The 17,725-nt window shown below is 55.7% G+C and carries 13 protein-coding genes and 1 tRNA gene; 5 read left to right on the top strand and 9 right to left on the bottom strand.

All coding sequences use genetic code 11. The annotated features are described in order from the left end of the window. Positions 1–8: 8 nt before the first annotated feature. From J3U88_RS29165 to J3U88_RS29155, 3 genes are all read right to left on the bottom strand, one after another. On the bottom strand, positions 9–2,288 hold the full coding sequence (locus tag J3U88_RS29165) for a sensor histidine kinase (RefSeq protein ID WP_207862550.1): 2,280 nt from the start codon (positions 2,286–2,288) through the stop codon (positions 9–11). A gap of 513 nt (positions 2,289–2,801) precedes the next feature. Then, on the bottom strand, positions 2,802–3,914 hold the full coding sequence (locus tag J3U88_RS29160) for a DUF418 domain-containing protein (protein WP_207862549.1): 1,113 nt from the start codon (positions 3,912–3,914) through the stop codon (positions 2,802–2,804). 65 nt (positions 3,915–3,979) lie between these two features. Continuing rightward, complete coding sequence (locus J3U88_RS29155; protein WP_207862548.1) at positions 3,980–4,852, bottom strand: S1/P1 nuclease; 873 nt, start codon at positions 4,850–4,852, stop codon at positions 3,980–3,982. 211 nt (positions 4,853–5,063) lie between these two features. Between J3U88_RS29155 and J3U88_RS29150 the strand changes: the two genes are divergently transcribed. The 3 genes from J3U88_RS29150 (at position 5,064) to J3U88_RS29140 (ending at position 9,680) form a co-directional block, all read left to right on the top strand. Continuing rightward, on the top strand, positions 5,064–6,275 hold the full coding sequence (locus J3U88_RS29150) for a thioredoxin family protein (RefSeq protein WP_207862547.1): 1,212 nt from the start codon (positions 5,064–5,066) through the stop codon (positions 6,273–6,275). Between the two features lie 221 nt (positions 6,276–6,496). Next, positions 6,497–7,312: a diguanylate cyclase gene (locus J3U88_RS29145; RefSeq protein ID WP_207862546.1), complete on the top strand. Its 816-nt coding sequence runs from the start codon at positions 6,497–6,499 to the stop codon at positions 7,310–7,312. A 226-nt stretch (positions 7,313–7,538) separates the two neighbouring features. Continuing rightward, the gene (locus J3U88_RS29140; protein ID WP_207862545.1) at positions 7,539–9,680 is read left to right on the top strand and encodes a two-component system response regulator; all 2,142 of its coding nucleotides are present in this window, start codon (positions 7,539–7,541) and stop codon (positions 9,678–9,680) included. 27 nt (positions 9,681–9,707) lie between these two features. On the opposite strand, the gene J3U88_RS29135 is transcribed toward J3U88_RS29140, so the two are convergent. From J3U88_RS29135 to J3U88_RS29120, 4 genes are all read right to left on the bottom strand, one after another. Further along, positions 9,708–10,694, bottom strand: coding sequence for an NAD-dependent epimerase/dehydratase family protein (locus tag J3U88_RS29135; RefSeq protein WP_207862544.1), 987 nt, complete (start codon positions 10,692–10,694; stop codon positions 9,708–9,710). A 96-nt stretch (positions 10,695–10,790) separates the two neighbouring features. Continuing rightward, complete coding sequence (locus J3U88_RS29130; RefSeq protein ID WP_207862543.1) at positions 10,791–11,453, bottom strand: HAD family hydrolase; 663 nt, start codon at positions 11,451–11,453, stop codon at positions 10,791–10,793. Between the two features lie 75 nt (positions 11,454–11,528). Beyond that, positions 11,529–12,044, bottom strand: coding sequence for an SRPBCC family protein (locus J3U88_RS29125; RefSeq protein ID WP_207862542.1), 516 nt, complete (start codon positions 12,042–12,044; stop codon positions 11,529–11,531). Positions 12,045–12,619: 575 nt separating this feature from the next. Beyond that, positions 12,620–13,048, bottom strand: coding sequence for a GFA family protein (locus J3U88_RS29120; protein WP_207862541.1), 429 nt, complete (start codon positions 13,046–13,048; stop codon positions 12,620–12,622). Positions 13,049–13,338: 290 nt separating this feature from the next. Here J3U88_RS29120 and J3U88_RS29115 point away from each other — a divergent pair, with 290 nt between their 5' ends. Then, positions 13,339–14,202 carry a class I SAM-dependent methyltransferase gene (locus tag J3U88_RS29115; RefSeq protein ID WP_207862540.1) on the top strand — a complete coding sequence of 288 codons (864 nt, stop codon included), beginning with the start codon at positions 13,339–13,341 and terminating at the stop codon, positions 14,200–14,202. Positions 14,203–14,232: 30 nt separating this feature from the next. On the opposite strand, the gene J3U88_RS29110 is transcribed toward J3U88_RS29115, so the two are convergent. Next, on the bottom strand, positions 14,233–14,961 hold the full coding sequence (locus J3U88_RS29110) for a CPBP family intramembrane glutamic endopeptidase (RefSeq protein ID WP_207862539.1): 729 nt from the start codon (positions 14,959–14,961) through the stop codon (positions 14,233–14,235). 326 nt (positions 14,962–15,287) lie between these two features. Between J3U88_RS29110 and J3U88_RS29105 the strand changes: the two genes are divergently transcribed. Continuing rightward, positions 15,288–15,360: transfer RNA gene (locus J3U88_RS29105), tRNA-Thr, on the top strand. A 381-nt stretch (positions 15,361–15,741) separates the two neighbouring features. On the opposite strand, the gene J3U88_RS29100 is transcribed toward J3U88_RS29105, so the two are convergent. Next, positions 15,742–17,670, bottom strand: coding sequence for an amidohydrolase (locus J3U88_RS29100; RefSeq protein ID WP_207862538.1), 1,929 nt, complete (start codon positions 17,668–17,670; stop codon positions 15,742–15,744). Positions 17,671–17,725 lie beyond the last annotated feature (55 nt).

Genomic DNA, 17,725 nt, shown 5'->3' with positions numbered 1-17,725 from the left:
GCCCGGCCTCAGGTGCCGAGCACGCTGTGGCGGTCTTCTTCCGACTGGGCCGCGCTGGGGTAATGGCGGTGGAGTTTGATCCTGACCTCGGTATATTCGCCCTGTTCGCTTTCGATTTGGAACTCGCCGCCGTGCTCCTGCACGATGATGTCGTAACTAATTGATAGGCCGAGCCCCGTGCCTTTACCCGCTTCTTTGGTGGTGAAAAACGGGGTGAAAATGCGCGGGCGAATCTCTTCCGGGATGCCCGTGCCGTTGTCGTAAACCGAAAATTCGACCGCGTCGCCCAGGTTCCGTGTGGCGATGCGGACCACCGGGGTGAAGGCGTCGCCTTCCTGCTGCTGGCGTTCGTTGACCGCGAAACAGGCATTGTTCACCACGTTGAGGAACACGCGGCTGATGTTTTCGGGAACCACCTCGATTTGGCCGACATCCTCGGCCAAGTCGAGGGTGAAGGTCAATGACATCGATTTATCTTGTGCGCGAACCCCGTGGTAGGCAAGGTTCAGGTACTCGCGGATCATTTCATTTAAATCAATGATCTCCAATTGGCCCGAGGTACCGCGCGAGAGCATTTGCATGCCGTGAATGATTTGGTCCGCCCGTTCGCCGTGTTTGACGATTTGTTGGGAGCTCTGGCCCATATCCATCGCCAGTTCGTCCAAACTCTCGAACAGCTCGTCGCCCAGTTGTTTGCGCACCGCGGCCAGCTCGGATTTCAGTTCCTCACTCATATCCACAATCACCGCGCCGAAGTTGTTGATGAAATTAAGCGGGTTCTTGATTTCGTGGGCAATGCCCGCGGTCAGCGTACCCAGCGACGCCATTTTTTCCTGGATTAACAGTTGGTTTTGGGTGCGGATGATTTCGCGGTTTTTCTCGCGCAGCTCGCGCATCGTTCGCGCCTTGGCCACGGCGGAAACCGCGTGTTCTCGAAACCGCACCAGCTTGTGCAAATCGGATAAATCGTAGCCCTTTTCGTAGCCCAAATTATCGAGCATCAGGAAACCTTCCAGCTCGCCGTGTAGGCGCAGCGGCATGACCAGCAGTTCCGACGTTTGGCTGAAGGATTCCAGGCTGTTGATCAGGGCGTCCCGTTTCAGGGTGACCAGAAATACGTCTTCTTGCACCGAATGGATGTGTTCCATGTGATCGTGGAGCAGTTCCTTGAGGCTCAAGGTGTGCGCCGAAAGTTCGTTCATGTCGTAGCCGACCGTGGCGGCGAAAGAGAATTGGTCGTCGCTGGTTTGAATGATAAATGCGCCGCGTTCGGCGTGGTGGAAAAGCCGCAAGCCTTGAATTAAAAGGATGTTGAGGACGTTTTCCAGCACGAACTCACGGTTGATCGAAATCACGATCTCTTCCAGGGTTTCCAATTCTTCATAGCGGGCTTTGAGTTCGTCGTTTTTGGCGCTTAACTCACGGGTGCGGTCGCGGACGCGTTGCTCCAGCGTGTGGTTGTACTCTTCCAGCTTCTCGTGGGATTCGCGCAGGCTGCGGCTCATGCCGCGGAAGGCGTTGGCGAGAATGCCGACTTCGTCGCGGGTGTCGATTTTGCCGGTGTTGCTGACCGAGAAATCACCGCGTGCCAATTGGTAGGCATGGTCGGTCAGCGCAACGATGGGTTTTGAAATACTGGTCGCGATCAAAATACCGATCCCGGCCGCCACCAAGGCAACCACCAAAGCCGTCGCCAAGGCGTAAATCACCCGCTGTTCGGTGAGCTTACTAATCTCCGCGCGTGACTTGACGATTTCCTCGTTGACGCTGCTCAGCGAGAAGCCGAGGCGCAAGACGCCCCATGCTTGGTTGCCGTTGCTGATCGGGGTGATCATTTCTAAATAGGCGACCTTGTTGCGCTGATACTGGTTAATCGTTTGGGTTTTTTGTTCCGCGGCGTAGCGGTCTTCCGAGGCATCAAGTTTGGTTTGCAGATATTCCGGCCGGGTGTGAACCAGGGCCACGCGATCATTGTTCATCAAAATCGCAAAGTCGAGGTCGCTGTCGGCCGCCACCGTGCGTTCCAGCAACTCGTGAACCGAGGAGTAATCAAATGCGGCAATGTCGTTTTCGACCTGGCGGCCGAGGTAGGCGATCAGGGTCGCGCCCCGGTCCTGCATGTTCTTTTTTATCAAATCAATCCGAGTCTCGAGTTCGCGTTCCAAGAGTTGTTTTTGGACGGTAATTTGCACGATGGTCATCAGGACCGTCAGCGTGACGGTGAGACCGACCATGGTCGTGAGCAATTTCCAGCGGATGCCGCGGCGAATGGGGGAATCGGAAATCATGGAAGTCCAAAAAGCGATGAGACGTTGCGAGGGCGAAACCGCGCTGACGATCTGGAACGGGCGTCGCTATCGGGTTGGCGGCGAGCGCGACCGAAAAAACGGCCGGGATTCGTGGATCGGACAAAACACGAAGTCGTGAAACGTCGCGTGGATTGAAGGGCGACACGCACCGGGCGTGTGCGGAAGAAGCATGATGAGGGAAACGCGGCGGTGGCATACCCACCACCTCTTGAGTTTAAAGAGATACCGTGGCGGCGTAAAGAGTCCGTCCGAGAAAAAACTCTATCGTCCGTATTTCTCACCGAAGATTCGCTCCCGAAGCTGAAATAACTGTGATTAATCTGCTTATTTACGCGGGGCCGCCGGGGTCCTTGGGCCGGCCCCGGCAGGGGTTCAACCCCGCCCATGGTGGCCCCGGTCCTTGGATCTTATGGTTCTAAGCGGTTTCGCCCCTGCTTCTTAAGCGTTTGGTCACTCGGATGGCACCATGGTTGACCGAGCCGAAGAATCCGCTTAAAAACCCGTGGTTTTGCGCATGAACCATTCAACCGGACCGTGGCGGAACTTGGCGCGCCACGCTGTCGCAAAAGCCACGCATAAGGCACTGAACGTCAGCGCCGCCAACGCGGAAAAGGCGAGCGATTGTCCGCCCAGCAACCCCATGGCTTCCAAGCCACCCATGCCGATCAATACATGCGCCACATAAAGGGTTAGCGCCATTTGGCCGGTGGCGACCAAGGGCTGCAGACGCCGGCGCGCAACCAACTGATCGCAGAGGGAAAAACAGGCTAGCAGCAGCATGCAGGCCGTGGCGCCCGCCGAGAAGATATAAAACGGGGTCGGCGGCATGGGTGAACGTGAAACCAAAGCGGCCGTATCCTCGGTACTGACCTCCAGCATCCGAAAGAGGGCGGCAAACAGGAAGGGCAACACCCATTGGGCGGCGACAAACACCCAAAGCGACTGTACCCAGAGTTTGCGGCGCACGACCGCGCTACTCAGGTCAAGGCGGCCCAACCACATACCGAAGGTGAGAAAGGAGGCCCAGGGGAAAACCGGGTGGAACCCATTAAAAAACAGGTGCTTGATTAAGCCGGTTAAGGTCCAGAAGTTGTGGTATTCCAAGGTGGTGAAGTTCCAGTCACCCGCGTAATCGAGGGTGAACAAGAGGGCGTAACCGATGAGGACAAACAGGACCGAGGCGTTGATGAGCGTGCGGTCGGCATGGTTCAGCAGCATGCCCCCGAACAACAGGTAGACCCCGTAAAAGTGGAGAATATCGGCCGGCCAAATCGGGGTATAGAGCAAACCAAACACAAACAAAAACAAGGCGCGGCGCCAAATCATGACGCGGTTGGCGGCCAAACGCGCGGCATCCTTTGATTCCCGTGCCTTGCGTGAAAGCAGGCTTAATCCCGTGCCGGCAAGGATGACAAACAGCGCGGCGGCGCGACCTTCCAACAGGCCGATGAGATCGCCGAGTAAATCGCCCGTGACCGTTTCGGCACCGATGGTGATCTTAAAATTCACAAAAATCATCCCAAAAAGGGCAAAAGCACGGGCGACATCGAAGGCGATAATTCGGGAGAAGTTGCGGGTAACCTGAGCTGATTCAGTTTGGTTCATGGGGGGGGGTCCGGTAAAGGGCCGGGTCCGTGGAAGACCCGGCGACAGCGTGTAAGGTGGTGGTGTTATTTGGTTGCTGGGTCGAATAGGTCGTTCAACACCTTGGCCAACCGGACCGAGGCTTGCACCATGCGTTGCTCCATCAGGGGCAGGTGCTCCGCGGCATAAGGGGCGGGGTCAAGGGGGTAAACACCGTCTTCACCGGGTTTGGGCAAGCGGTAAACCTGATCGCGGTGATCCAGGGATTCTTTAACCCATTGCGGGTATTCGTCCGCGGCCCATTGGTCCATTTGTGTTTTGTCCGTTGCCTTGAGCAGTTTATCCGCGTAGGCCTCGGCTTCCAGACCTTGTTCCTCAAGCACCGCCGAATCCCAAATCCAGTGGAGGGAACCGGTTTTCTCGCCAAAGGTGACCTTAACGTCGTTGCCGCCGCGATCTTCGCCGTTCCCCACGTGCAGAGGTTGGTGAACGTCGCCAACCAGGTGCGCCAAAAACATAACGGATTCGGCGCGTTCTTTTTTGGGGGCGTCGGGATGGGTCACCATCATCATGCTGTCCACCATTTTCGGGACCAAATAACCTTGGGAGAGGGGATGGCTTTCCGAGTTTATATCGGCGAGGGCCGCTTTGTCGCGAACGGTTACGTAATGCCAAAAACGGTGATTGCGGTAGTCGCGCCAGTTGTCGTGAATGGTGACGCGTTTGCCGTCGACGCGTGGGTTCCAGTGTTCCTCCGAGCGGATTTCATCCGCCCAGGTGCTGATTTCGGCGATGGTTTTTTTGCCCGTGAGCTCCTGAATCGCGGTCAGGGTTTTGGGTGTTAAGCGGGCCTCCGCCATATAACCGATGATGCGGTGACCCAAATAGCCCCAAGCCATGGCCGGTTGTTGGGAAATCACCAAAAAGATCGCAATCAGGGGTAAAAAACGATGCTTCAAAGGAACACCTCGTCGAATGGGTTGCGGGCCGGTTGCGCCAACCGCCCCATCATAACCGAAGCGGCTCGGCACCGTGGTTATTGAATCGTGGCCGCGCCGTTTTTCCGGTTTGCGACGCCCATCCCGCAACTTCCTGAAACGAATGCTTACCCTGAGCACGTAAATAGAGTTATGTTAAAACATTGTGTTCTTATTGATGGGAGGAGAAACCATGCATATTCAGCGAATCCCGATGCGATTCCTATTCACTTTATTAACCGCGGCTTTTTTCGGTGCACCGAGCCTTTTAGCCGAGGGTTGGGATCTGAAGGCGACCCAGAAACAAGCGGTGGCACAGGGGAAACCCATCCTGATTGATTTTTACGCCGTGTGGTGTGGCCCTTGTAAAATGTTCGACCGCGATATGAAGAAAAACGACAAAATCAAAGCCGCCTTGGAAAAAGTGGTTCTGATGAAGGTCGACGCCGAAAAAGGCAAAGGCGTTGAACTGGCCAAAGAATACGGGATTAATGGATACCCCACCTACATCGTGCTTAACCATGACTTGAAAGTCGTGAACCGCTTCTCGGGTTATTCGCCGGACTACTTCATTGAGAAGTTAGAAGAATCCCTTGGCGATACCCGCACCTTGGCCGAGCGTTTGGCCGATTTTGAGAAAAACCCTGATAGCGCCACCGCCTATTCGCTCGGCACTTTTTTAACGGCGGAACTCAAGTATGACAAAGCATTGGAATATTTCGACTATGTGGCCAAAAACCCCGTGGCCGAGATTAAAGATGTGAAATTCCAAATTTTCAGAATCAAGTGGAAACAGCATAAAGAAAATCCCGAGGCTTACAAGGTGGAGGACATCCACCAGGCGGGTTTGGCCGCGGTTCAGGAAAACCCGGAGATTGTGCCCACCGTTGGTCAGTTCATGATGCACTCGGCCAAAGTCGCCAAAAATAAAGGCATCTTTAAACACCACCTCAAGGCCACCATTGATTTCTTCACCCATGAACAGGGTATCGACATTAGCAAGGACCCCAAGTACGTCGCCCTGTGGGCCGACGCCGCCTTGTTTTTGGATGAGAACAAGGCAGAAGCCGCCAAACGTTATGCGTCCGCCTTACCTGAAAATTGGCGCGAGGATGCCGACCAGTTGAACCGTTACGCTTGGTGGAGTTTTGAAAACGAGGTCAACCTGGACGAGGCGCGCGATCTGGCCGCCAAAGGGGTTTCCCTGGCCAAAACCGGCACCCAGAAAGCCATGATCCTCGATACCCAGGCTGAAATTGAGCATTTGCTCGGCAACACCGCCACCGCGGTGAACCTGATGGAAAAAGCCGTCAAGGAACACCCGGGACGCGAATTCTACGAGAAACAGCTCAAACGCTTCCGGGAAGCGCTTAAAGCGGACGCGGCTACCAACAAAAAAAGCTAAACCAACGGCGGCTTCGGCCGCCTTTTTTATTTATCCGTTACGAACGCGTGTTATCTACCGATTAAGTTAAATGTGACAACCAAAGGTTTCGGGGTACTCACCACATGCGCTCGTTTTCCAGTGTGTATGCGCCGTTTTTTATCGGTGTTGCGGTGCAACTTTTTGTTGTGTTGGGTTTGCTGTCATTATTTCCAGTCCAGCCCGTCGCAGAATTTTTACTCGTGGATTTCCTTCTTGAACTGGGCGTGTGTTTTTTGGTGCTGCTTTGGTTGTTCAACATCCACGGCGTTCGCCTCAAAGGTCATGTTTACCAGGCCCTTTACAGCGGGTTTTGGTTGTTTTTGCTGGGGCGAGTGTTTGATTGTTTGGACGAAATCTACGATCTCAACCATTCCCTCTGGTTGAATTTGGAGGGCGGCCTGGAGCTTGCCGGTATCGGGTTAATTAGCATTGGGTTGTGGTTGTGGGGCCGCGAAAACCGCCGCCTCTTTCGCGATCTGATGGCCGGCAAAGAAAGTTTGGAACGCGAGGCCGTTCTCGATCAACTTACCGGACTTTACAACCGGACCTATTACGACCGCGTCGTGCCCGATTTGGTTTCCCAAGCCCATGTTACCGAACGGTTTCTGTCGATGATGGTGCTCGATATCGACCGTTTCAAGGCGATCAACGACAACCACGGTCATTTGGTTGGCGACCATGTGATTGCCGCAATGGGTGATGTGGTGCGCGCGACCCTGCGTGACAGCGACCCCGCCTTTCGCTACGGTGGTGAGGAGGTCGTTGTTTTGCTGCGGGACATTCACTTGGACCAAGCGCTGGGGATCGCGGAACGTTTGCGCATCAACTTTGCCGCGCGTCGCTTCCAGGCGGGAGAACTGCGTTTCGGCGCCACCATGAGCATCGGGGTGACCCAACTTGCAGGCGCGGACCAGCCGCGATCTTTTTTTGAGCGTGCCGACCGCGCCATGTACATTGCCAAACAAAGTGGTCGCGATCAGGTCGCTTTTTTGCGCGCGGAAAGCGGCCCTGCGTAACTTATCTTCCCGCCTGCTTGTGCCGATATTTTTGTGAGCCCTTGGTGAAATTACTTGAACCTGTTTGCCCAACCGTTAATACTGAAGGTTACACACCTTGAGGATCAATGCATCGAAACCATCACGGCGGGGCGTTCCGTCTTTCGTGAGTTCATGTTGGTTCGGACAAACGGTGAATCCTTGTGATTTACCCGGCTCCGGGCATCGCCTCTTTTTAGGTTGGTTTATGCGGCCTGATGAAACCGAAAAACTGCTCGGGAAAGTACTCGTCGTCGACGACGATACCTTCACGCGCCGTTTGTGCCGCACCGCCCTGTCACGCCATGGTTTCCAGGTCGAAGTCGCCGTGAACGGCCAGGACGCGCTTTACAAGTTTGGCCTGCTCAATCCTGATTTGGTGATTCTCGATGTGAACATGCCCTTGATGGACGGTTACCAAACCTGCAAGGCCTTGCGCCGCGATCCCGCCGGTCTGGATGTGCCCATTATCATTGTGACCGGCATGAACGATTACGAGTCGATTTCCAAGTCCTTCCAGGCCGGTGCCACCGATTTCCTCACCAAACCCATCAATTGGGTGGTTCTGGCCCAGCGGTGTTTGTTTTGCTTACGGGCCAGTCGTGCGTTCCGCAAGCTGCGCGAGCAAGAGTTGGGTTTGGAGATGGCGCAAAAAATCGCGCACGTCGGCAGTTGGGATTGGAAACTCACCGAAAAAGCCATCACGTGGTCCAATGAACTCGACCACCTTTTCGGATTTGTCGGTCGCGAACGCAAAAGTTTTGACTTGCTGCTGGGTGCCGTTCACCCTGATGACCGACCCGCGCTGGAAGCCCAGCTTCGCGATGCGTTTCAGGACGGCACGCCTTTTTCCATTGATCACCGCATTATGAAACCCGACGGGAACATGCTCTACGTCCACCAGGAAGTGGTCGTAACCACCGATACCCACGGCGTGCCCGCGCGCATTCGCGGCATTATTCAAGACATCACCCAGCGCAAAAAATCGGAAGATAAAATCCGCCGCTTGGCTTACTTCAACCCGCTCAGCGAGTTGCCCAACCGGGTCTTTTTCGAATCCGCGTTGCAGGCCAGCTTGCCGATGTTGATTCAGCGTTGTGTTCTCGGCATATATTTTGTGGATTTGGATTCATTCAAAAAAGTGAACGAAACCTTTGGGCACCGTTTCGGTGATCGTTTAATTTTGGAGGGCGCCAAGCGGCTGAAAACCCTGTGTGGCCAGCGTTTGTTTGTGCCCCACGAACCCCGCGAAACGCCGATGTTGCTCGGTCATGTCGGCGGCGGCCGCTTTCTCTTTTTTATGAACAACATTGCCCAGATGGCCCAGGTGATGGACATTGCCAAGCGTATCCTCGAGCTGATGGAAAAACCCTACACCTTGGAAGAACGCGAGTTGTACATCACCTGTAGCGTCGGTGTGTGTATCGCCCCGCATCACGGCAAAAACGCCGAGTTGCTGTTAAAAAATAGCGAACGCGCCATGTACCACGCCAAGGAAATGGGGCGTAACAACTTCCAGATTTACAACCCCAACATGGAAAAAGGCACGGAGGAGCGTCTTTCGTTGGAATCCCATCTGCGCAACGCCTTGGGCAAAGACGAACTCCTGCTTTATTTCCAGCCGCAGATGGCTTTAGCCGATAACCGGGTGGTCGGTGTCGAGGCGTTGATTCGCTGGCGTCATGCGGAACGCGGCATGATCTCCCCCGGTCAATTCATTCCCCTTGCCGAGGAAAACGGGCTGATCCTGCCGATTGGCGCTTGGGCGATCGACAAAGCCTGCGAGGTCAACATGAACTGGCGTCGCGCCGGGCTACCCCCGATTACCGTGGCCGTCAACCTCTCGGGCCGCCAGTTTATGCACCAAAACGTGGTTAAGGTCATCGAGGAGGCGCTGCAACGCACCGGTTTGCCGCCCGAGTTTTTAGAAGTTGAAATTACGGAAAGTCTGTTGATGCGCAACGTGGATGAAGCCATCGCCATTCTCAAACAGTTGCGCGAGAAGGGGATTACCATCGCCATCGACGATTTTGGTACCGGCTATTCATCCCTGGCTTACCTAACCAAGTTCCCCGTGGACATTTTGAAAATCGACGGCTCGTTTATTTTCAAAATTCTTGAAGACGAGGGAAGCCTCACTATTGTGTCCGCCATTATCGCCATGGCCCAGAAGTTGGGGCTGAAGGTGATTGCCGAGGGGGTGGAAGACCCCGCGCAGTTACACGTCTTGCGCGAGCTGGGTTGTGACGTGGTGCAGGGTTACCTGTTGTGTCGGCCCGCGCCGCCGGATGATCTGCACAGCTTGTTGCAACCCAACTACTTCGCCGATATCGACAACCAGCCCGCCTAACCCGGGTTCACCGGGGATCGCTCCGGTCTAATCCACCGGAAAGGGACCGTCCTCAAAAGTTTCCTTGTGGTACCCTTTTTTACCGAGCACCTGAGCCAAGGGCGTTTGCAGGGGGTCGCCCGCTTGGAGCCGTGCCAGCATCGCCTGGAAATCATAACGTGGCGTCCAACCCAGGGCCTCGCGTGCCTTGGTGTTGACGTAAACGCGGTCGATGCTGGGGAACATGCGCCAGCCCTGTTTTTTGAAAAATGGACCGTAATCGGCCACCCGTTGCACCACCTTGGCCGGATCGGTTTTGAGGTCGACCAAATCGGCCCGGGTGAACGGGGTGGTGGCGCTAATGATGTAGGTATCGAAGCCAATCGCCTCCGCGCGTTCCAGCGCGCACAGGTGGGCCTCGACCACATCTTCGATATCAACCCGTCGGTAAAGGTACTCGATCAGTTTGGTGTTGTCGCAGCTAAAAGCGTCGCGGGTGTTGCGGTTATCGTCTTCTTCCGGGAAAAACCGCGAGGTTCGTAGGACCAGGACCGGCAGCTTGAACTTTTGGTGGAACAGCGCGCACATATTTTCCGCGGCGATTTTGGTAAGCCCGTAGATGTTTTTCGGGATGGGGACCACGTCCTCGGTGATCCAGGTGGCCTCGCTGGGATCCTTGCCCATCGCGTGCCCGAAGGTGCTGGTGGTGCTGGTGAAAATGAAACGCGCCACCTTGTGGCGCACTGCCGCCTCCAACAGGTTCAGGGTACCGGTAATGTTGGTGTCGACAAAATCCTGGCGGCTGTGGGTGGCCACGTGGGGTTTGTGGAGGGTCGCCGGGTGGATCACCGTGTCGACGCCCGCCATGCACCGTTCCACCAAATCAGCATCAACAATGCTGCCCTGATGGGTGGTGAAGGGCGAGGCCAGTACATCAATCGAGATCACCTCGGTTTGGGGAAACCGCTGTTTGAAGGTGCGGACCAGGGCTTCACCCAAGTGGCCGGCACTGCCGGTAATCAATACTTTTTTCACCCCATTCTCCTTGTGATTGATGCGAGCGCTTCATAAGCGGGACAGGTCGCGGCGACCCGAACGAGCCCCGCGGGCAACCCTGCGTTTCTCCTCGGGTTAAATGCCGAGCCAGTGTTGTAATTCGCGAGGGTGATGGATGATCAGGTCCGCGCCCTGTTCGCGGAGTTCATGCTCGTGACGGAAACCCCAGGTCACGCCCACCGAGAAACATGCCGCGCCTTTGGCCGTTCGCATGTCCGTGGCCGTATCGCCCACGTAAACGACCTGGGTGTGGTTCAGGGCAAAGTGCCCCAGCAACCCGCGCAGCATCGCCGGGTTGGGTTTGCGCGGCAGGTGATCGACTACACCCTGAACATGTTCGAAGGTATCCGGGGCGAAGAAGTGGTGCAGCGTTTCGACCGCGACCTCGTGGGGTTTGTTAGTGCAAACCCCCATGCGAAGTTGGCTCGTATGACAACGGCGTAGCAATTCTTCAATGCCCGGGTAGGGCCGCGTCTGTTTTTTCCAGGCGTTCGCGTAGCGGACCAAAAAAGCTTCTTTGCAGAACTCAATGGTTGCCGCGTCGCGCCGATCAGCCGGCAGTACCCGTTCGGCGCATTTGGCCACGCCGTCGCCGACGAATTGCTTATAGGCCTGGCGCGGGTGGGTCGGCAGACCGAGTCCGAGCAGGACCGCGTTCATGGTGTCGGCAATATCGGCGAGAGTATCGAGCAGGGTGCCGTCGAGGTCGAAAATGATCGCTTTGTAAGGTGTATGCATGGGGGCTCCGAGGATGTTTCGCAGCCTCAAGCTTAACAGGGAGCGCGCCGGGAAGAAAGCCCGCGGCTTGGGGCGTTAGACCGCCGATTCTAAGTCCAGCCGCGGTGCCTGGCCGACAGACTTGGGGGCTGTACTCTGGTTGAACATGGCTTCCAGGGTTTGGTACCGGAAATCGAAGATCCAGTTTAGCTTCTTCTTCACGTAGAGGGCGTGGACCAAGTTGCCCAGCGGCCCGAAAGGAAGGCGGTAAAACACGCGGTCCACCATAAATACGCCACCATCGCGTGCCTCGAAGCGGTGGTGATGGTGCCAAAACTGGTAGGGTCCAAAACGCTGTTCGTCCACAAAGGCCGCTCGGTCGGAGACGTGTTTGATTTCGGTGACCCAGTTTTGCCACAAACCGGGGACGGCCTTAATGCGGTAGGTGAGGATCTGGCCCGCGTACATGGTGTCGATGTCTTCGCTGGTAATGCGGAACCGTAAATCGGGTGGGGTGATGCGGTCTAGGTTCTTGGGTGATGAAAAAAAGGCCCAGGCCTCGTCCAAACTGGTGTTCAGCCATTGCTCCCGTTGCAGTAAATGGGTTGTCATCGCGGCTTCCTCCTTACCGATGCGCTTCGCCTCTATCCTAGGGAAAAGAACGAGCCTGCGATGGTTGTCTGGTGCGTCGGGAAAGGAGGTGGCTGGAAAAAAAAGAGTTACCTGGATGGGCTGCTTTGTGGTCGCCGACACGCATCATGGAAAGGGAGCCCGTCAAAGCTCCGCCGAGGTTGGGTAGACGCCGACGCGGCCTCGATTCGCGGGTAGTCGAAAACGCGGATCGAGACATCACTTTGATGGGCTACTCATACGTATCGGTTTTCCGGCGGAAATCTGAAGTAGGTGGTGTGGGAATGAGGATTGCCGCTCCGACAGGGGCCGACCCATCGCCCGGGGAAAATTCTGACAAAAATAAGGCGACTCGTGATGCGTCATACCATGGGAGTCCCACCCATTTTTGACGCAACAATTCCATGGGTTTTCCGTGCGATTCATGATAAGGTCTGCCTGAACAGCCTAAGAATTCCGGCCTTCGTGGCATTTCCGCCATGACACACCAAGGGGCCGGAATTTTCTTTTTTAGGGCCGAGGTTTATCCGGCCCCCGGTGTGGTTGCACTTGCGCGGTTATTCGCCGGTCGGTGCGTATTTGGCGAACACTTCCGCGCCCGTCATATTTTCTGTTTGGTTGGCAAAGTCGTAATACGCCGGCTTGTGGTCGATGAAGACTTGGTGGTCGAATTCGTGACTGTCACGGTCGCCAAACAAACCGGCCGGAACAATGTATTGGTTGATGCCCTTGAGTCGGTAGAACAGATGGGTTCCGCAGTTTTTGCAAAACCCGCGCTCCGCCCATTCCGATGAATCGAAGAGGCCGATGTGTTCCTCGCCTTCCAGGGTGACTTCCGTGCCACAGTCAATGGCGAGCAGCGGACCGCCGCCCCAGCGGCGACACATGACGCAGTGGCAGGCGCCGACCTTGTCGGTGGGTTGGGCTGCGATTAAACGAGTTTGACGGCACAAGCACGCGCCGTCCAAGTGGGTATTACCTTCCATGGTGGTTCTCCTATTTGCACATAAAGTGATTCAGACAAGTAGCAAGCCCGATCCGCGGATCAGGCTGAAGCGCTGCGAGGAAATTGGAGGCGGCGCTTATCCCTAAGATGCGCGACTCGTGCTTTTTAGGTGGTAGAGTGGACGCAAAAGCCCTGCTTCGTGCTAAACTCGCGCGCCGCGATCCCAACACGCGCCGGCAAGCGGGTCGGCGCGATTCCAAGCGGCTCTATCTTAACAAGGTTCCCTCGATATCGAGCGGGAACCGGGTGGTTTATTCCGAGGGGGGACCCATGAGCAAATCGAGCGAAACCGTACTGCCGTACCGATTGTTGGACGCCGGCGAGGAGCAGAAACTTGAGTTGGTCGGCCCCTACAAAGTCATCCGCCAAGCCGCCCAAGCCTTTTGGCCCAAAATGGGGGAGCCACACCCCTGGCGCGACGCCATCGACGGGATCCATATCCGAACCAACAAAGGCGGCGGTTACTGGGACTACAAAAACAAACCGCCCGCCGAGTGGACGATCTCCTGGCAGAACTTCCTTTTTCGCGCCAAGCTTACCGATTTCGGCCACATCGGCCTCTTCCCGGAGCAGGGTCACACCAACCTCGACTGGATCACTGAGCAAGCGAACGACCCGGAAATGGAAGTCATTAACCTGTTCGGTTACACCGGCGGCAGCTCCCTGGCCGCCGCGCGCGGCGGCGCACGGGTCACCCACCTAGACGCCGCCAAAGGCGTGGTCACTTGGGCCCGCGAAAACTTCGAATTGAACAATTTGGCCGACCATCCCACCCGCTGGATTGTCGACGACGCCACCAAGTTCCTAGAACGCGAGGTCCGTCGCGGCCGCCGTTACCACGGCTTCATCCTCGATCCGCCCACCTACGGCCGCGGCGCCAAAAACCAAATCTGGCGCATCGAAAAAGACCTGATCCCCCTGCTCGAACTGATCAAACAACTGGCCGACCCGCTGCATTTCATCCTGTTGAGTTGTCACACGCCGGGTTACACCGAATGGTGTCTGCGCAACATCCTGCACCAGGTGTTTGACCTACCGCTCACCCAAATCGAAGGCGGCGAGATGACCGTCCCCATGGAAAGCTCGGAATGCGTTTTGCCAAGCGGCACCTACGCGCGCTGGAGCAAGCAATAAGCAAGGCGCCCGAGCCGAAACAAAAGGTGCTTAACCGGCCCCAAAAATAAGCTGATAAGCCACCCAAAAAATCGCCACATCCACAATAATGTGGCTCACCGTTCCGGGCCAAACACTCCGGTAACGCGCATAAAACCAAGACCAAATGCATCCGCCGACAAAAACGCCGAGCGAGCAAAGCGCGGTAACCAACAGATCGAACTGAACGCTGAGCGCCACCACGTGGTGTACCGTAAAAAACAGCGCGGCAAGCACCACCGCCGCGGGTTTGGCCACCAAGGTTTCACACTGCCGATAAACAAACCAGCGCCAAACATATTCTTCAAGCGGCGCGTTCACCAGGCAGATGTAGGTCGCCAGCCCAAAAAACACCATCCGGTTATCGAGCCCGGACTTCGCCGCCGCGGCCTGTACCGTTGCCGGATCAATCGACGCGGGGCCCAGCAGCAGGTATGCCCCAACAATAATCGCGCTAATCACAAGCCCGGAAGCGATCCCAAGCCCCAAGCCACGCCCATCCCAAGATGGAACCTGCATTTTGCCACCCTCGGCCTTAAGAAACCAAACGAGTGGAAACAACAAAAGTCCAACCTTGGCCAGCGAATAAAGTGCTTGGCCGAGGGGCGTCCCGGCGGTTGCTTCAAAAACCATAGCCCCGGCCGTCCCAATCGAAGGCATCGGCACCAAAATCAGCAAGGCAAGCAAGGCCAAACGAGGCGAAGCGGACGGCAGGTTGGGGGAGGGGTAGGCGGATGTCATGGTGAATGAAACTCCTTCGGCGGGAAATGGCAAACATGCGATGCAACATAGAATGCGCACGACCCAACCCGTCCTTTCCCCAAGAAAGTATCAAATTCCGGTGCGGTTGGTATTACGAGAAGGCGCATCACCCCCATCCTCCAAACCGCCGCCTCCGTTAAAGGAGAAAAAATTACAGAAGCGGGAGGGCCCCGAGGCGATGGGGGAGGACCCCGGGGCGATACGGTTTTTGGTTTAAGTGTTTGGAATAATGCGGCTTGTGAATATACGAAAAAAAGCTTGAGGACCTGAGTGATTTTGCGTATAATCGGCGCTTGTTTGATTGTGCCCCTATAGCTCAGTTGGTAGAGCAACGGTCTTGTAAACCGTAGGTCGTTCGTTCGAGTCGGACTGGGGGCATCACTTAAACCGCTAAAATCAAACACTTTAGAAAAGCCCCTGCATAGGGGCTTTTTTCATGGGTATCGTCAGGGTGTCGTGTGGTCACGATACCCAGTCGTCACACCAAGGTTTTTTGGTTGGCGCAGACTTACCGAAACAGGTGTTTCAGATGCAAGCATCCGATGTGTTGCGGTGGTTCCACCCACCTTATTTTGCTCCCCGCATCCGCGCTTCCTCAATGGTGGCGTTGATTTGCATGAATGCTTTGCGTGGACGTTTGCGGTGGGATATTTTTTGTTTCCGCATGGCTTGATTTGACCAGCGGCCTACAAGCTGTGTCGGCTCATAATCACCTGTTTCTTCAATGATGTTACCTGGCCCAAGCGGCGCACGGCGTGTCTACTTTTCATCCTCCACCCAAATATGCTCCATGCCGTGGACATAGGTGGCGATCACGGGAATGGCGCGAATATCCATGGGTCGTGTGGTTAAGGGGTTTTGGGCGAGATGCACCAAGTCGGCGACTTTACCCACTTCAATCGAACCAACATAGTTACTAATGCCATTTTGTCGGGCCGGAACAATGGTAATCGCCTCAAGCGCTTGCTGCACCGTGATGGTTTGATCGCCGGGCATCTGCGAGGCTTGATTGGCCGCCAGGTTCGGGTAGAACCAGGTCAGCCGTGTCACGGCTTGGCTGACAAACCAAAGAGGATTCACCACCGAAACCGGTGTATCACTATGGAAGGAAAAGGGTACGCCGTGGCGCAATTCCAAACCCGTGGGGTCGAGGTACGGAACACGACCCGTCTCATCTTTTTCCGGCGGCGATAAACCGTCGAGAATGTTTTGGAACGCGCCGCCCCAATAAGCCACGTGACCGATAAGGTGGGTGACCGACACATCCACGGGCGACACAAATACGCCCTCACGGATTTCGGCCACCTGCGAAACGAGGCGGTCGTCACCGACGGTAAAATGAATCAAAACGTGGGGATGGTTGTTGGCTTTGGCAGCCTGCAAGGAAGCCATAGCGCGCAGCGTATTTTGAACCGCCTGATCGCCGTTGGCGTGGACCTGCACGGCCCAACCCGCGTTCCAATAGGGTTCGAGGTTGGTTTGAATGGTTTGCCAAGCGAAGTTCTCATTGCCGTAACCCGCGGAAGAACAGGCACCGCGTGCCGCATAGGGTGCAAACAAATTGGCGGTACAACCTTGCGTGGAACCGTCGGCCCACAGCTTCACCCCGGAAACCGAGTACATCCCCTGATTGGTTTCGTCCCAAAAGGTGGGTTTGATCTTTTTAGGCGCCTCTTTTTCAAAGTCCCATGCGTAGAGGGAACGAACCCGAAACATGGGTTTGGCCCATTTCTGCATCAGGGTTTCAATAAACAGTACCTCGGCGCTGGTATTCACCCCGCCGTTGACAAAGGTGGTAACCCCGGTGCGTGCAATATTGCGCAATGCCGACAGGCTTCCTTCATAAGCTTTTTTCAACGTCTCGGGATCGTTCATCTCATTGGTCAACGCACCAAGCACGGTGTCGCCGGCCATGGCTTTAATAAAAGGGCCGAAGGCTTCTTGTTCTTGGAGCAGACCGGTAAATTGACCGGTCTCGGGATCGATGACCCAAACGCCGGGCGGCGGTGCCGTTGGGGGGGTTTTCCTATCCGAGGGACAGGGGTCGGCTTGCGCACATACCTTGATCGCCTCAAAAGCTTTGGTGTTGACGTAAGCAAGGTGACCCGACTGATCCATAATAAAAACGGGGCGGTCGGCGGGGAAGGTCGCATCCAAAATCTTGCGTGGGTTGTCGTGAAAAACCGAAGCGGGCACCCCTTTTTTATAAGCCATACGCGAAGGATCCAGACCCAAGCCAAAAATCCAGCCTTTACCACCTCGTGTTTTTTTCGCTAAGTTCATCAAAGCATTGTAGATATACAGCGGACAGTCGGGTTGTTCCTTGCCGTCACGAGCATCCAACAAGTTTTGGTAGGGGGCGGGCAGACAGGGCGACAACTGATTTGCCAAACTGAAAACGACGGTTCCCAGCAAGTGACCGTGCGGTTCGATGAAACCGGGCATCAAGGTTCCGCCCTGAAGATCAATGACCCGCGTGTGTTTGGTTTCGTGTTCCATCACCAAGTCCTCCTCGCCAACGGCTAGGATGATGCCGTTTTTGACCCAAACCGCTTGGGCATGGGGTTGGGCGGGGTTCATGGTTAACACGGTTCCGTTGCGGAAGATGATGTCCTCTTGGTTGGAAGAAGTGGCGAGCATCGGAACCGACAGCAAAGCTAGGCAACAAACAACAGCCGGACAAGGCATAGGTGACCTCACATTGGTAACAGCGCTTTCTCATTGGGGGCGGTGGTTTTATGCA

This window comes from Acanthopleuribacter pedis, assembly GCF_017377855.1.
GTDB classification, from domain to species: Bacteria; Acidobacteriota; Holophagae; order Acanthopleuribacterales; family Acanthopleuribacteraceae; genus Acanthopleuribacter; species Acanthopleuribacter pedis.
Note: the sequence above shows the minus strand (reverse complement) of the source record. Positions and strands in the feature narration are given on the sequence as shown.

Bases quoted from the DNA above. Each gene is read 5' to 3' on its own strand.
- J3U88_RS29165 (WP_207862550.1), bottom strand. From the start codon at position 2,288: ATGATTTCCGATTCCCCCATTCGCCGCGGCATCCGCTGGAAATTGCTC.
- J3U88_RS29160 (WP_207862549.1), bottom strand. From the start codon at position 3,914: ATGAACCAAACTGAATCAGCTCAGGTTACCCGCAACTTCTCCCGAATT.
- J3U88_RS29150 (WP_207862547.1), top strand. From the start codon at position 5,064: ATGCATATTCAGCGAATCCCGATGCGATTCCTATTCACTTTATTAACC.
- J3U88_RS29140 (WP_207862545.1), top strand. From the start codon at position 7,539: ATGCGGCCTGATGAAACCGAAAAACTGCTCGGGAAAGTACTCGTCGTC.
- J3U88_RS29130 (WP_207862543.1), bottom strand. From the start codon at position 11,453: ATGCATACACCTTACAAAGCGATCATTTTCGACCTCGACGGCACCCTG.
- J3U88_RS29125 (WP_207862542.1), bottom strand. From the start codon at position 12,044: ATGACAACCCATTTACTGCAACGGGAGCAATGGCTGAACACCAGTTTG.
- J3U88_RS29120 (WP_207862541.1), bottom strand. From the start codon at position 13,048: ATGGAAGGTAATACCCACTTGGACGGCGCGTGCTTGTGCCGTCAAACT.
- J3U88_RS29115 (WP_207862540.1), top strand. From the start codon at position 13,339: ATGAGCAAATCGAGCGAAACCGTACTGCCGTACCGATTGTTGGACGCC.
- J3U88_RS29110 (WP_207862539.1), bottom strand. From the start codon at position 14,961: ATGACATCCGCCTACCCCTCCCCCAACCTGCCGTCCGCTTCGCCTCGT.
- J3U88_RS29100 (WP_207862538.1), bottom strand. From the start codon at position 17,670: ATGCCTTGTCCGGCTGTTGTTTGTTGCCTAGCTTTGCTGTCGGTTCCG.